Source organism: Prevotella micans F0438, assembly GCF_000243035.1.
In the GTDB taxonomy this organism is placed as follows: domain Bacteria; phylum Bacteroidota; class Bacteroidia; order Bacteroidales; family Bacteroidaceae; genus Prevotella; species Prevotella micans.
On sequence record NZ_JH594522.1, the window covers coordinates 481334 to 496978 of the forward strand.

Consider the following 15645-nt stretch of genomic DNA (forward strand, 5'->3'; position numbering starts at 1 on the left):
GTTTTTCTTCCGGCAGAGAATTATTTAGAAGTTGTTGCCGTCGAGCATCTCGAAACCACAATAGGGCACCAAAACCTCAGGAACACGAATGCCTTCCGGGGTTTGATTGTTCTCGACGATTGTTGCCACAACACGGGGCAAAGCCAGAGCCGAACCGTTGAGGGTATGGCAGAGCTCTATTTTCTTATCGGCTGTTCGGCGGTATCTGCAATGCAGTCGGTTAGCCTGATAACTCTCAAAATTCGACACGGAACTGATTTCCAACCAGCGTTCCTGGGCTGCACTCCACAACTCAAAATCGTAGCACAGAGCTGATGTAAAGCTCATGTCACCGCCGCAAAGACGCAGAATGTGATAAGGCAGCTCGAGTTTCTGACAAAGACCCTCAACATGCTCGAGCATCTCTCTGAGCGATTCATAGGAATGTTGTGGGGTGTCGATGCGTACGAGTTCCACCTTATCAAATTGATGCAGGCGATTAAGTCCGCGAACATCCTTACCGTAACTGCCTGCTTCGCGACGGAAGCACGATGAGTAAGCGCAACGTTTGATTGGCAAATCCTGTTCGTCGAGAATTTCATCGCGGAAGATGTTCGTTACCGGAACTTCGGCCGTTGGAATGAGATATAAATCGTCGAGTTCGGCATGATACATCTGCCCTTCTTTATCGGGCAACTGACCGGTTCCCAATCCCGACGCCTGGTTTACCACCAACGGCGGTTGCACTTCCAGATAACCACTCTTGCGTGCCTCGTCGAGGAAGAAAGCCTCGAGCGCACGTTGCAAGCGAGCCATCTTGCCAATATAGATTGGAAAACCAGCACCCGTGATTTTCACGCCGAGGTCGAAATCCACTAGATTGAACTTCTTGCACAAATCCCAATGGCAAAGCGCATCGGCCGGCAGTTTGGGCTTCACTCCGCCTTCTTTGACCACCACATTGTCGGCGGCATCTCTTCCTTCAGGCACTTGCTCGCTTGCAATATTCGGAATTGTGAGCAGCAAAGCTGTCATATCGTTCTGCGCCTTCTCCATGGACTGCTGGAGTTCCTTGTCAACCTGTTTCAACGTACCCACGGAGTTTTTCACATCTTCGGCCTCACTACGTTTCCCCTCTTTCATGAGGGCACCTATTTGTTTTGAAAGTTGATTTTGTTTTTGCTTGTTAGCATCGAGTTTCTGTTGGTATTCACGACGGGTTTTATCGAGTTCCAACACCTTATCAATGGTTGCACGTGCATCTGGAAAATGTTTCTTTTCCAAACCTTTCACAACACGTTCTGTTTCCTCACCGATGAGTTTTAATGTGAGCATATTTCTTAATGAATTTATGTTTGTTTTTCGAGAGCAAAGTTACGAAGAACGAATTAATAAAAAACTAGACAACATCTCCTGAGGCTTATAAAACAAAGCATCGGCAAGCTAATATCGACTCGTTCTATACGAGCATAGATATTTCCTTTTGTAGGGCAAGAGTGATATGCATATCTTTGCATCGACTTAATTAAAGAAAGGATCAGAAAATGAAGAATTTAGAAATCTTAGGCCTAGAGCCTGCAAAAGTAGGAAACGTAGTTAAAGGATTGAATCAACTCCTGGCCGACTTCCAGGTTTACTACATGAATCTTCGCGGATTGCACTGGAACGTGAAAGGAAAAGGCTTCTTCACACTCCACGAAAAGTATGAGGAGCTTTATAACGATGCCGCAAATAAGGTAGATGAAATTGCAGAACGCATTCTACAGCTCGACGCAATACCCGAGAATCGTTTCAGCGAATACCTCAAAGTAGCCTCCATTAAGGAAGATGGATTCCAACAGAAAGGCAGCGAAGGCATAGATATCGTGCTCGGAACCCTCAAGAATCTCATCCAGCAAGAGCGCAACCTCATCAAAACGGCCGAAGAAGCCAACGACGAAGTAACAGTTGCAATCATGGACGAGTATCTGCAGCAGCAGGAAAAAACAGTTTGGATGCTGGTTTCTTTCCTCAGCGAACACAAATAAAAAATGAAGTGTAATTGATTGTTTTTTAGTTTTCAACAGGATGCACCGCTTTTCAATCAGAGAAAAGGTGCATCCTTTTTTGTTCCTACACCGACCATATGCACAAAAACATTATGAAAAAACGGGGTTTCCTTTATCGCGTGTTCGACCTCTACTATGACGGTTTCCGTAAAATGACACTCGGCAAGACCCTCTGGACGGTTATTCTCATAAAACTCTTCATCATGTTTGCCGTGTTGAAAATGTTTTTCTTCCCGAACATCATCAAACAAAAATCGAAACCGGGACAAGAAGCTAATTTCATTGAGAAGGAACTCATAGACAGAAACCGATAAAACATTTTATATAATGGGAAATTTATTATTAGCAATTGATCCGGGGACAGTCGATTGGTCGCGAGCCCAGTTTGCACTCACCGCTATCTATCACTGGCTGTTTGTGCCACTTACGCTCGGCCTAGCCGTGGTCATGGGAATCATGGAAACGTGCTACTATCGCACACGTAAAGAATTCTGGCGCTCGGCTGCCCGATTTTGGCAACGCCTCTTTGGAGTAAACTTCGCAATGGGTGTGGCAACCGGAATTATTCTTGAGTTTGAGTTCGGAACCAATTGGAGCAACTATTCCTGGTTCGTAGGCGATATCTTTGGTGCACCGCTGGCAATCGAAGGTATCCTAGCTTTCTTCATGGAATCAACTTTCGTAGCAGTGATGTTTTTCGGATGGAAAAAAGTATCACCCGGATTCCACCTGGCATCGACATGGTTAACCGGACTTGGCGCAACCATATCGGCATGGTGGATTCTTGTGGCAAACGCATGGATGCAATATCCCATCGGATGCACGTTCAACCCCGACACAATGCGCAACGAAATGGCATCGTTCCTTGACGTAGCATTCAGTCCATTCGCAATCGACAAGTTTACACACACCATCACATCGGCCTGGCTGCTTGGCGCAGCATTCACGGTTGGTGTGAGCTCGTGGTATCTGCTCAAAAAGCGTCACACTGAACTGGCCGTGCAAAGTATAAAGATCGGCTCGATGGTAGGTCTCGTTTCAGCCCTACTAGCTGCATTCACAGGCGACAATTCAGCCTATATGGTGGCTAAAACACAGCCCATGAAACTCGCAGCGATGGAAGCACTTTATGAAGGCGGAAAAAGTCAGGGCCTCACAGCCGCGGCTTTCGTTAACCCATTTAAACAGCCTGACTACCAAAACGAAACTGAACCGCCAATGCGAATAGCTGTACCCAACATGCTCTCCCTCCTGGCAACTCATAGCGCCGACGGATATGTGCCCGGAGTGCGCGACATAATTAACGGATATACCAAAGACGACGGCACACGCGAACCATCGCTCAAAGAAAAAATGGAACGCGGACGAAATGCAATCGCAGCACTCAAAGCCTATCGTGGCGGACAGAAAACCAAGACCAACCGACAAATTCTCGAACGTGACATGAAGTATTTCGGCTACGGATACATCAAGAACGCCGAACAAACCGTGCCTTTCATACCGATAAACTTCTGGGCTTTCAGAATTATGGTAGGTATCGGTATGTTTCTAATCCTAGTGTTCGCGGGTATGTTATTCTTCATCTATAGGAAAGACATCACCCGCTCACACTGGCTCCATTGGATTGGCATCGCCCTCATTCCGCTAGCCTATATCGCAAGTGAAAGCGGATGGATTGTAGCCGAACTCGGCCGTCAGCCGTGGACTATTCAAGACATGCTTCCCACTTGGACAGCCGTGAGCGACCTTAGCAGCAGCAACATCGCCCTCACGTTCTTCCTCTTCCTCATTCTATTCACAACAATGCTTGCTGTTGAAATAAACATAATGTGTAAGCAAATAAAGAAAGGACCCGAACTATGACCTACGATTTTCTGCAGCACTATTGGTGGACTATCATCGCCTTGCTAGGTTCACTACTCGTGTTCCTGATGTTCGTTCAGGGAGCAAATTCAATGATATTCCAACTTGGAAAAAACGACGATGAACGCCGACTACTCATTAACTCTACCGGGCGTAAATGGGAGTTCACTTTTACCACGCTAGTTACTTTCGGCGGCGCATTCTTTGCCTCTTTCCCGTTGTTCTATAGTACCAGCTTTGGCAGTGCCTACTGGATATGGCTCATTATCCTTTTCACCTTTATCATTCAGGCCGTGAGCTACGAATTCCAAAACAAAGCCGGCAATCTTCTTGGTACGCGAACTTTTCAAACATGCCTAATCATCAACGGTCTGCTCGGGCCGCTCCTCATTGGTGGAGCTGTGGCAACGTTCTTCACCGGATCGAATTTCATAGTCGAAAAATCCAATCTAATAAACGATTTCCAGCCAGTAATTTCCCACTGGGCTAACTCATCTCGCGGACTCGACGTACTACTCAATCCCTGGGTTGTTGTGTTTGGTTTTTCGGTTGTGTTCCTCGCCCGAATCCTCGGTATGCTCTACATAAACAATAATATAAACGACATCACCATCCGCTCGCGTATTCGCCCACAGTTGCTCATAAACACCGTAGCTTTTCTAGTCTTCTTCCTCGCCTTCCTTATTCGCACACTCCTTAGCGACGGATATGCAGTGCTGGCTGACGGAACGATAGCGATGCAACCAATGAAATATCTCCACAACCTCATCGACATGTGGCCTTTAGCTTTAATGTTCCTCACAGGCGTTTTGCTCCTTCTGTTCGGCATAGTGAAAACTATTCTAAAGACCAACTACATACGCGGAATATGGCCTGCCGGCATAGGCGTTATACTCGTTGTCGTGGTTCTTTTCCTCATTGCGGGCTGGAACTCTACGGCCTATTATCCTTCAACGGCAGATCTTCAGAGCTCGCTCACATTGCAGAATAGTTCCTCAAGTGAGTTCACCCTCCGCACCATGTTCTATGTAAGTTTCCTCGTGCCTTTCGTTCTCGCTTACATTATCTACGCCTGGCGAAGCATAGACAAGAAGAAGCTCGACCGTAAGGAAATAAACGAGGACGACGCATACTAACGAAGTGTTTTATGGAACAGAATTTCATAGAAGTTAAGGGAGCCCGGGTTAATAATCTAAAGAATGTGAGCGTAAATATTCCACGCGAACAAATGGTTGTCATTGCCGGAGTATCAGGGTCGGGAAAGTCGTCGCTGGCCTTCGACACGCTTTACGCCGAGGGGCAGAGGCGATATGTTGAAAGTTTATCGGCCTACGCCCGACAGTTTCTCGGCAGAATGGCCAAGCCGGAAGTTGATTTCATCAAAGGATTGCCGCCCGCAATAGCAATTGAGCAAAGGGTAATTGCGCGAAATCCGCGTTCAACCGTGGGCACATCCACCGAAATCTATGATTATCTCCGACTTCTCTACGCCCGAATCGGCCGAACATTCAGTCCTATTAGCGGTACCGAAGTGAAACGCCACACGCTCGACGACGTTCTGCAATGCGTTTCAACTTTCGCCGACGGAACGAAATTCTGTATCCTGTCGCCTCTCAAAATCGAAAAAACACAAAGTGTAAGACAACAGCTGGAGAAAGAATTTCTCGAAGGGTATTCAAGGATATATGTCGGTGGCGAGATTGTCAGAATAGAGGACTGGATCAATCAGCCAGACAACCAAAAGACAAGCGATACAGCCGACATATTCCTCCTAATCGACCGACTCGCGGCCTCCTCCACTCGCGAAGCTGTGTCGCGGCTCAGCGATTCATGCGAAACAGCATTCTATGAAGGTAACGGCGAGCTGCGACTGCTCGTGATGCCGGCTAAGATAGCATACGATTTCTCCACCCGATTCGAGGCCGATGGAATACGTTTCGAAGAACCATCCGACAACCTTTTCTCCTTTAACTCGCCCCTGGGAGCCTGCGAAAAATGCGAAGGATTCGGAAATATGATTGGAATAGACGAAAGCTTGGTTGTGCCCAATCCATCGCTCTCGGTCTACGACGGATGCGTACAATGCTGGCACGGCGACAAACTCAAAATGTGGCAAACCGAATTCTGCCGAAGAGCCGCCGAAGACGATTTCCCCATATTCAAACCCTACGACGAACTCACCAAACAGCAACGCGACTGGTTGTGGCACGGACTGCCTAGCGACAAGGCTGACGAAAAAGTATGCATCGACTCCTTTTTGCAAATGGTGCAAGAAAACCAATACAAAATTCAATACAGAGTTCTGCTGAGTCGATTCCGTGGAAAAACAATCTGTAGCGAATGTCACGGTACGCGACTGAAGAAACAAGCATCATGGGTGAAGATTGCCGGTCGAGCCATAACCGACCTCGTTGAAATGCCCGTGAACCAGCTGCGGAAGTGGTTCAAACAGTTAAAACTCACTCCGCATGAGGAAAAAATTGCACGCCGACTGCTAATCGAAATTACAAGTCGACTGCAATTTCTCGACAACGTCGGTCTAGGCTACCTCACCCTCAACCGCGCCTCGAACACACTAAGCGGAGGCGAAAGTCAACGAATCAACCTTGCAACCTCGCTTGGTTCGTCGCTCGTTGGATCGCTCTACATCCTCGACGAACCATCCATCGGCCTTCACAGTCGCGACACGCAGCGACTCATCCACGTGCTCAAAGAACTTCAGGCCCTGGGAAACACCGTAGTTGTGGTTGAACACGACGAAGAAATTATGCGCGCAGCCGACTATCTAATTGACGTTGGACCCGACGCTGGACGCCTCGGAGGCGAGATAGTCTACGAAGGAAAAATTCCACAAAGCAACGACGCCGTAGAAAGGCTAATCAAGAAATTCCCACATTCGCATACACTCGCCTATCTCACCGGGCACGAACAAATAGCTATACCAAAGACACGTCGTCCCTGGAACCTAGCAATAAGGCTCACCGGCTGCCGAATGAATAATCTCAAAGGCATCGACGTGACACTTCCGCTCAACGTTCTCACCGTGATAACAGGAGTGAGTGGAAGCGGAAAATCATCGCTCGTGCGCGGCATTCTCTATCCTGCAATGAAGCGTCGACTCGACGAACCGATTGAACTGCCCGGCCATTTCACATCACTCGAAGGAGATGTCGATGCAATAAAACGCATCGAATTCGTAGACCAGAACTCCATCGGTAAAAGCGCACGCTCAAACCCCGCAACCTATGTAAAAGCCTACGAGGAGATTCGTAAACTCTTTGCCGAGCAATCACTTTCCAAGCAACTCGGTTTCACCCCACAACACTTTTCGTTCAATATCGAAGGCGGGCGATGCGAGGAATGCAAAGGTGCCGGAGTCATAACGATTGAAATGCAGTTCATGGCCGACCTCGTGCTCGAATGTGACGAATGTCATGGCAAACGATTCAAGCGTGAAGTACTCAACGTTACCTTCGAAGGCAAAAACATAAACGACATTCTCAACATGACCGTTGCCGAAGCCATTGAATTCTTCGAGAAACATAATCGCCGCGCCATCGTCGAGAAACTCCTTCCGCTTCAAAGCGTAGGCCTTGGCTATATCAAGCTCGGCCAAAGCTCGTCGACCCTTTCCGGAGGCGAAAACCAACGCGTAAAACTCGCCTACTTCCTCGGTCAGGAGCGCCAAGAGCCCACCCTTTTCATTTTCGATGAACCCACCACAGGTCTTCACTTCCACGATATTCGGCTCCTTCTAGAAGCCTTCGGCGCCCTGATAAATCACGGACACACAGTTCTTGTAATAGAGCACAACATGGAAATAATCAAATCGGCCGACTATATAATCGATATGGGCCCCGACGGTGGCGACCGAGGCGGCACCATCATAGCCACCGGCACTCCGGAGCAAGTAGCCGTTTCGGCCGACAGTCCCACCGGTTGCTTCCTCGCCACGAAACTAAAATAGTTGTTTTTGCGAATCGGTTTAAAATAAGTTCCCACTCGGCCGAGAGGCCGCATGTAGGGACAGACCTTGTGTCTGTCCGCCCCCGTCAGCCAAGGACAGGATAAATATCCAAGACAAACAGGCCAGAGAAATAGTATGCGGTCGGTAGACCGAGTTGGCGTGGGTATCGAACAGACACGGGGTTTGTCCCTACGCGAGCTACCGCTCGAATTGGCACAATATCTAACAGCATTAGGCCATTTACTGACAGAACAGAAATACTGTCGTATCTGGCCGTCATTTCACCAGAAGAACAGAAATCAATCTTATTAACCTCGAATCCTCTCCCGAGCTCCTTTACAACAGGGGTGTCTTGTTCGTTAAACCTTTTATGAGTATCTTTGCTGGGCAAACTTCAAAAAGAATCAATTAAATCTTATTCCAAAAAATGAAAGATTTCTTCAAACAGGTTGCCGCCACATTCGTCGGACTCCTAATTTTTAGCATCATATCTTCCATATTCATATTTATCGGTTTGATAGGAATGAGCCTATCCGGCTCGCAGTCGAACACAATAAAAAATAATTCCGTGCTGGTGCTAAACCTCTCAGGAAGCATGAACGAGAGAGTTGAAGACGACTTTCAAGCCAAAATAACTGGGCAGATGACAGGGCAAATCGGACTCGACAACCTCATTTCCGGAATTCGAAAAGCCAAAAACAACGATAATATAAAAGGAATATACATGGAATTCGGAGCCTTCACAGCCGACTCCTACGCATCAATGCAGGCAGCACGAAACGCTCTCGAAGATTTCAAAAAAAGCGGAAAGTGGATTGTAGCCTACGGCGACATCTACACCCAAAGCAACTACTATCTGGCATCGGTGGCAGATAAGATTTATCTTAATCCACAAGGACAAATCGACTGGCGAGGAATATCCGCACAACGCCTCTTCCTAAAAGACCTCCTGGCAAAATTCGGAGTGAAAATGCAAGTGGCCAAAGTAGGAGCCTATAAAAGCGCAACCGAACAATTCACCGGCGACAAAATGAGCGAGGCCGACCGCGAACAAACCACCGCATACATAGGCAGCATCTGGAAAAATATCCTCAAAGAAGTAAGCAAAGCACGCAACCTGTCAACCGGAAAACTCAACGAATATGCAGACAGTTTAATTACGTTCGCAGCAGCCGAGGATTATCTCAAAATGAAACTCATCGACGGAACACTATACACAGACCAAATCAAAAATGAAATAAAAAAACGACTCGAACTCAAAGATTCTGAAGACATCAACCAAGTATCGCTAGCCGATATGGCCGATGAACCCGACGACGAAGCCTATAGCGGCGACGACCAGATTGCCATCTACTACGCCTACGGTGATATAGTAGACGGAGCAGCAGGCGGATTCTTCTCTCGAAAACAAAACATCGACGCACAAACCGTTTGCAAAGACCTCGAAAAGCTCAAAGACGACGAAAAAGTGAAAGCAGTAGTATTCAGAATCAATTCAGGAGGCGGGTCGGCCTACGCATCCGAACAAATTTGGCACTACATAGTAGAACTCCGAAAAGCAAAACCCGTTGTTGTAAGTATGGGCGGAATGGCAGCCTCCGGAGGATATTATGTCTCAGCACCGGCAAACTGGATAATAGCCGAACCGACAACTATCACCGGATCTATCGGAATATTCGGAATGTTTCCCGACGTTAGCGGACTGCTCAAAGAAAAACTCGGTGTGAAATTCGATGAAGTCGGAACAAACGCCAATTCGGGCTTTGGAACACTCTCCCGCCCGTTCAACGCAGAGGAGATAGCCTATCTTGAACGATATATTGACCGGGGCTACAAACTATTTCGGCACAGAGTAGCCGAAGGGCGCGGAATGACCGACCAACAGGTTGAAAAAATAGCACAAGGACACGTTTTCTCGGGCGAAGATGCCCTTAAAATAAAACTAGTCGACCAGCTCGGCGGACTCGATGCAGCCGTAAAAAAAGCCGCATCGCTCGCAAAAACCAAAAGCATCTACACGAAGAGCTATCCAGAGCCTGTAAACTGGCTGGATCAGCTCCTGGGTGAAGTGCGAAACGAAAGCTATCTCGACGATAAGCTACGCGCTGAATTCGGAACATACTATGAGGCCTTCTCGATACTCAAAACAATCAACAAACAATCCGCAATCCAAGCCCGTTTACCCTATATGCTCAAAATAAACTAGGAAAACCAATGGAAGGCGACTTCATCAAAATCAGGAAATGGCTCCTACCCCTAAGCTGGCTCTATCGGCTAGGTGTGAGTTTCAGAAATCAACTCTTCAAACTCGGAATATTGAAGAGCCGAAGTTTTGATGTACCTGTCATATCTGTTGGAAACATAACCGTAGGCGGGTCCGGTAAGACTCCCCACGTGGAATATCTCATAAGACTGCTCAAAGACTCTTTTCAAGTTGCCGTTCTTTCTAGAGGTTACAAGCGCAATAGCCGCGGATATGTCCTAGCCGACTCCGACACACCGATGAAAATAATCGGCGACGAATCATATCAAATCAAACAGAAGTTTCCTGCCATTCACGTGGCCGTCGACAAAGACCGCTGCCACGGAATTGACCGCCTGATGGCCGATAACGAAACGAAAGACACTAACGTAGTTCTGCTTGACGATGCTTTCCAACATCGTTACGTCAAACCAGGAATAAACATCCTGCTCGTCGATTATCACCGCCTCATAATCTACGATAAACTACTCCCCGCCGGACGACTTCGCGAACCGCTAGTTAGTAAGAACCGCGCCGACATCGTTATAATCACCAAATGCCCAAAGGATTTAAACCCGATAGACTTTCGCGTACTCAAAAAAGTAATGAAGCTCTATCCATTCCAACAGATATATTTCACAACCATAAAATATTGCAACCTTCAACCGGTGTTCATTGACGATAATCCGAGCGAGAAACCCCTGAAACACATCAACGGGAAGAACATTTTGTTGATAACCGGAATAGCGTCGCCCAAACAACTAGAAATAGATCTCGAAGACCACACATCGCTCACAACTCTGTCGTTTCCCGACCACCACAACTTCACATCGAAAAACATTTCTCGAATCAACAGAGAATTTGACAAGCTTCCCGAACCGCGACTCATCATAACCACCGAGAAAGACAAAACGCGTCTCGAAAATACAGAAGGATTGAGTCCCGAAGCCCGAAAAAACATATTCGCACTTCCAATAGAAGTACGTTTCATGTTAGGAAAAGAAAAAACGTTTAATGATAAAATACTATCCTATGTACGAAAAAATTCAAGAAACAGCATCCTGGTTAAGGGAAAGAATGACCACAGAACCAGAAACAGCAATCATTTTGGGCACAGGTCTGGGACAATTATCTTCCGAGATAACTGACAGCTACGAATTCTCCTATAAAGACATCCCTAATTTCCCCGTATCCACAGTCGAAGGCCATGCCGGAAGACTGATATTCGGAAAACTCGGCGATAAGAATATCATGGCAATGGAAGGAAGGTTCCATTTCTATGAAGGCTACTCAATGAAAGAAGTAACCTTCCCTGTTCGAGTAATGTACGAACTCGGAATCAAAACCCTCTTTGTGTCGAATGCCGCAGGTGGAATGAATCCCGAATTCAAAATCGGCGATCTGATGATAATTACAGACCACATAAACTTCTTCCCCGAACATCCGCTACATGGCCCCAACTTCCCTACCGGGCCGCGATTCCCAGACATGCACGAGGCCTACGATCATAATCTCATCGCCCTGGCCGACAATATCGCTAAGGAAAAAGGAATCGATATCAAGCACGGTATCTACACCGGCGTCCAAGGTCCAACATTCGAGACGCCGGCTGAATACAGAATGTACAATATTCTCGGAGGCGACGCCGTTGGCATGAGCACCGTTCCTGAAGTTATCGTTGCTTGTCACTGTGGTATAAAAGTGTTCGGAATAAGTGTAATAACCGACCTCGGCGGATTTGATAATCCAGTTAAAGTGAGTCATGAAGAAGTGCAAGAAGCAGCCAACAAAGCCCAACCAGTAATGACCGCAATAATGAGAGAAATGATAAAGCGTTCATAAACTAATCATCCGTCAAATTCCCTCTTCCAAAAGCTGGTTCTCTCACGGGAGCGTAAACCAAACTCTCTTCCGCATAGGTTGCGGAAGAGGGTTTTTAATAATCTAATTCGGGCAATATGTTTATAACCCAGGGCGACATGTTCTATCCTGAGCGATATGTTTGTAACCCAATACGCGATTTCGGTTTAATAGAGACTCTCAATCGGGCGGAACGCCCGCATGTAGGGACAGACCCCGTGTCTGTCCGCACCGGACGACAGGATGAAATATGTTATGCGGTTGTTAGACCGAATTGGCAGAGAGGCGGACAAACAAGGGGTCTATCCGAATCGTCTCTTAGGTTCGCAGAACCGAAGGCATACACGATTCAATAACATCCAGGAGTGCCACGCTCTAGCAATTTTCCAAAAAGAAACAACCAGGAGCGCCACGCTCTAGAGATTTTCCAAAAAGAAACAACCAGGAGTGCCACGCTCTAGCAATTTTCCAAAAAGAAACAACCAGGAGCGCCACGCTCTAGAGATTTTCCAAAAAGAAACAACCAGGAGTGTCACGCTCTAGAGATTTTTCAAAAAGAAACAACCAGGAGTGTCACGCTCTAGAGATTTTTCAAAAAGAAACACCCAGGAGTACCACGCTCTAGCAATTTTTCAAAAAGAAACACCCAGGAATGTCACGCTCTAGAGATTTTTCAAAAAGAAACACCCAGGAGTACCACGCTCCCGGACTTCACAAAAAAGAAAATATGGCAAAGATGACAAGAGAATGACCGGTGACACTAAAAAGAAAACCCAACGACAGAAAAACTCCAAACCTCGGCGCGAAGAAAACCCCGGCAAGTACAAAATATAGGAAACTCGTTTATATATGTTTAAAAAGACCTGCATACTCCAAGACAGACACATGCAGGTTTTGTTTTTAACGGCTTCTTTTATTTTTGTTTTTATTTCTACTTTTACACCTGTTTTTGAGGAGAGCCAAAGAGCTTAGAACGAAATTAAACGCTATTCTCGGGAATTTTATTCTTGAAAGGAGCTCGAACGGCCGACAATCGGAAACTGAGAACGAAAACAATAAGACAAAACATAAAACGCAGTAATGGACGATAATCAAACCATTGATCAGGACAGAATCCTGAAAATAAACATCGAGGAAGAAATGAAAAGCTCGTATATCGACTATTCCATGTCGGTAATCGTAGCTCGAGCACTTCCCGATGTGCGCGACGGATTCAAGCCCGTTCATCGGCGTATTCTCTACGGAATGCGCGGCATCGGAAACTTCAGCAATCAACCTTACAAGAAATGTGCACGCGTTGTAGGCGAAGTGCTCGGAAAATATCATCCGCATGGCGACTCTTCAGTCTACGGAGCTTTGGTTCGCATGGGACAAGAATGGAACATGCGCTACAGGCTCATCGACGGGCAAGGAAACTTCGGTTCCGTAGATGGCGACTCACCAGCAGCTATGCGATACACCGAATGCCGACTCTCAAAGATGGGCGAACACATCATGGACGACATCGAGAAAGAAACAGTCGACATGGTGAACAACTTCGACGACACACTGAAAGAGCCGTCGGTGATGCCCACTAAAATTCCTAATCTACTGGTGAACGGAGGCAACGGAATTGCGGTAGGCATGGCAACGAACATTCCGACACATAACCTTACCGAGGTTATAAATGGATGCTGCGCCTATATCGACAATCCGGATATAACAACCGACGAACTGATGGAATTCATTCCGGCTCCAGATTTCCCAACTGGAGCTTACATATATGGTCTTCAGGGCGTGAAAGACGCCTACGAAACCGGGCGCGGAAAAGTTATCATGCGAGCGAAAGCCGAGATTGAAAGCGACGACCAGCACGACAAAATTGTCGTTACAGAGATTCCTTACGGTGTAAACAAACAGCAACTCATTGAATATATCGCCGAACTGGTGAAAGAAGGACGCCTTGAAGGAATATCGAATGTAAATGATGAAACCGGTCGACAGGGAATGCGAATCGTGGTAGACGTGAAGCGCGACGCCAACGCCAACGTGATTCTCAACAAACTCTTCAAGATGACAGCCCTGCAGAGTTCATTCTCCGTGAACTGTATCGCACTTGTGAAAGGTAGGCCACAACTGCTCAGCTTGCGCGAGTGCATCGGGCATTTTGTTGACCATAGGCGCGACGTGACCATACGTCGTACCCAATTCGACCTCAAGAAAGCACAGGAAAGAGCACACATTCTTGAAGGATTAATCATTGCCTGCGACAACATAGACGAGGTGGTGCACATCATCCGCGCCAGTAAAACACCATCGGAAGCGCAGACCAATCTCGAAAAGCGTTTCGAACTCGACGAGCTACAATCAAAAGCCATCGTTGACATGCGTCTTTCGCAACTCACCGGATTGCGCATGGAACAACTACATCAGGAATTCAACGAACTGATGGAACTCATAAAAGACTTACAGGAGATTCTCGACAATCCGCAGCGCTGCAAAGAAGTGATGAAGCAAGAACTCATCGAAGTGAAAGATAAATATGGCGACGAACGACGCACCGAAATCATCCCCGACGAACACGAATTCAACGCCGAAGATTTTTATCCCAACGACCCGGTAGTTATCACGATAAGTCATCTAGGATACATAAAGCGTACTCCGCTAGCCGACTTCAAAGAACAGGCACGCGGCGGCGTAGGCTCGAAAGGCGCCCGCACCCGCGACAATGACTTCACGGAGTTCATCTATCCAGCAACGATGCATCAAACAATGCTTTTCTTCACCCGAAAAGGACGTTGCTATTGGATGAAATGCTACGACATCCCCGAAGGAGACCGCAACTCGAAAGGCAGAGCCATACAGAACATGCTAGCCCTTGAAGCCGACGACAGTGTGAACGCATTCCTACGCATACGCGGTCTTGACGACGACGAGTTCCTCGACAGTCACAACGTGGTGTTCGTAACCAAGCAGGGAATAGTCAAGAAAACATCGCTCAGAGCCTACTCCCGACCGCGTACCAACGGCGTACTAGCTATTAACATAAAGGAAGGTGACGAGGTTGTTGATGTCCGGCTTACAAACGGACAGAACGAGCTCATAATTGCCGACCGCAATGGACGCGCATGCCGATTCAATGAGAAGCACATTCGCGTAATGGGCCGCGTATCAACTGGCGTACGCGGAATGCGACTCGACGACGACGGGCAGGACGAAGTCGTAGGAATGATTGTCGTGAACGACCCCGAAAACGAAACCGTTATGGTTGTATCGGAGGAAGGCTACGGCAAACGCTCCATGGTCGAAGACTACCGCCTCACTAATCGCGGCGGCAAGGGCGTGAAGACACTCAACATAACCGAGAAAACCGGTAAGCTCGTTGCAATAAAGAGTGTCACCGACGAAAACGACCTTATGATAATCAACAAGAGCGGCGTAGTAATTCGCATGTCGGTTGCCGAATGTCGCGTCATGGGTCGTGCCACGCAAGGTGTTCGCCTCATCAATCTGACAAAGAAAAACGACGTCATTGCCTCCGTTTGCAAAGTAATGAGCTCCGAGCTCGAAGAGCAGGTCGAAGAAGAAAGTCGCGCTCAATGGGCAAAGAAAACAGAGAACATCAAAAACACTTTCTCGGGCGAAGACAAACAGACAGAGCCCGACAACGAGGATGAACAAGAATAGAAATAAACTTTTTAAAAGAT

Annotated in this window: 10 protein-coding genes; 9 read left to right on the forward strand and 1 reads right to left on the reverse strand. The window is 47.2% G+C overall.

Annotation, left to right across the window (positions count from 1 at the left end; genetic code table 11):
* Positions 1-24 precede the first annotated feature (24 nt).
* A complete protein-coding gene (gene serS / locus HMPREF9140_RS06510) occupies positions 25-1314 on the reverse strand; it encodes a serine--tRNA ligase (RefSeq protein WP_006952783.1) in 1290 nt (429 codons plus the stop codon).
* Between the two features lie 209 nt (positions 1315-1523).
* Between serS and HMPREF9140_RS06515 the strand changes: the two genes are divergently transcribed.
* The 9 genes from HMPREF9140_RS06515 to gyrA all read left to right on the forward strand — a co-directional run bounded on the left by HMPREF9140_RS06515 (position 1524) and on the right by gyrA (position 15625).
* Entirely contained in the window at positions 1524-2006 is a 483-nt protein-coding gene (locus HMPREF9140_RS06515; RefSeq protein ID WP_006952795.1) for a Dps family protein, read from the forward strand.
* A gap of 113 nt (positions 2007-2119) precedes the next feature.
* Positions 2120-2341 carry a DUF4492 domain-containing protein gene (locus HMPREF9140_RS06520; protein ID WP_006952798.1) on the forward strand — a complete coding sequence of 74 codons (222 nt, stop codon included), beginning with the start codon at positions 2120-2122 and terminating at the stop codon, positions 2339-2341.
* Between the two features lie 13 nt (positions 2342-2354).
* Positions 2355-3890, forward strand: coding sequence for a cytochrome ubiquinol oxidase subunit I (locus HMPREF9140_RS06525; protein ID WP_006952799.1), 1536 nt, complete (start codon positions 2355-2357; stop codon positions 3888-3890).
* Entirely contained in the window at positions 3887-5026 is a 1140-nt protein-coding gene (locus HMPREF9140_RS06530) for a cytochrome d ubiquinol oxidase subunit II (RefSeq protein ID WP_006952801.1), read from the forward strand. The genes HMPREF9140_RS06525 and HMPREF9140_RS06530 overlap by 4 nt, the downstream gene beginning before the upstream one ends.
* Positions 5027-5037: 11 nt before the next feature.
* Positions 5038-7857, forward strand: coding sequence for an excinuclease ABC subunit UvrA (gene uvrA / locus HMPREF9140_RS06535; RefSeq protein WP_006952803.1), 2820 nt, complete (start codon positions 5038-5040; stop codon positions 7855-7857).
* Between the two features lie 427 nt (positions 7858-8284).
* Positions 8285-10063 (forward strand): signal peptide peptidase SppA, encoded by a 1779-nt coding sequence (sppA, locus tag HMPREF9140_RS06545; RefSeq protein ID WP_006952805.1) that lies wholly within the window; start codon positions 8285-8287, stop codon positions 10061-10063.
* Between the two features lie 8 nt (positions 10064-10071).
* Positions 10072-11247: a tetraacyldisaccharide 4'-kinase gene (gene lpxK / locus HMPREF9140_RS06550; RefSeq protein ID WP_006952806.1), complete on the forward strand. Its 1176-nt coding sequence runs from the start codon at positions 10072-10074 to the stop codon at positions 11245-11247.
* Positions 11132-11941 (forward strand): purine-nucleoside phosphorylase, encoded by an 810-nt coding sequence (locus HMPREF9140_RS06555; protein WP_081474521.1) that lies wholly within the window; start codon positions 11132-11134, stop codon positions 11939-11941. Before lpxK ends, HMPREF9140_RS06555 begins: the two co-directional genes overlap by 116 nt.
* A 1098-nt stretch (positions 11942-13039) precedes the next feature.
* Positions 13040-15625: a DNA gyrase subunit A gene (gene gyrA, locus HMPREF9140_RS06560; RefSeq protein WP_006952809.1), complete on the forward strand. Its 2586-nt coding sequence runs from the start codon at positions 13040-13042 to the stop codon at positions 15623-15625.
* Positions 15626-15645: the final 20 nt, after the last annotated feature.

Bases quoted from the DNA above. Each gene is read 5' to 3' on its own strand.
- serS (WP_006952783.1), bottom strand. From the start codon at position 1,314: ATGCTCACATTAAAACTCATCGGTGAGGAAACAGAACGTGTTGTGAAA.
- HMPREF9140_RS06515 (WP_006952795.1), top strand. From the start codon at position 1,524: ATGAAGAATTTAGAAATCTTAGGCCTAGAGCCTGCAAAAGTAGGAAAC.
- HMPREF9140_RS06520 (WP_006952798.1), top strand. From the start codon at position 2,120: ATGAAAAAACGGGGTTTCCTTTATCGCGTGTTCGACCTCTACTATGAC.
- HMPREF9140_RS06525 (WP_006952799.1), top strand. From the start codon at position 2,355: ATGGGAAATTTATTATTAGCAATTGATCCGGGGACAGTCGATTGGTCG.
- HMPREF9140_RS06530 (WP_006952801.1), top strand. From the start codon at position 3,887: ATGACCTACGATTTTCTGCAGCACTATTGGTGGACTATCATCGCCTTG.
- uvrA (WP_006952803.1), top strand. From the start codon at position 5,038: ATGGAACAGAATTTCATAGAAGTTAAGGGAGCCCGGGTTAATAATCTA.
- sppA (WP_006952805.1), top strand. From the start codon at position 8,285: ATGAAAGATTTCTTCAAACAGGTTGCCGCCACATTCGTCGGACTCCTA.
- lpxK (WP_006952806.1), top strand. From the start codon at position 10,072: ATGGAAGGCGACTTCATCAAAATCAGGAAATGGCTCCTACCCCTAAGC.
- HMPREF9140_RS06555 (WP_081474521.1), top strand. From the start codon at position 11,132: ATGTACGAAAAAATTCAAGAAACAGCATCCTGGTTAAGGGAAAGAATG.
- gyrA (WP_006952809.1), top strand. From the start codon at position 13,040: ATGGACGATAATCAAACCATTGATCAGGACAGAATCCTGAAAATAAAC.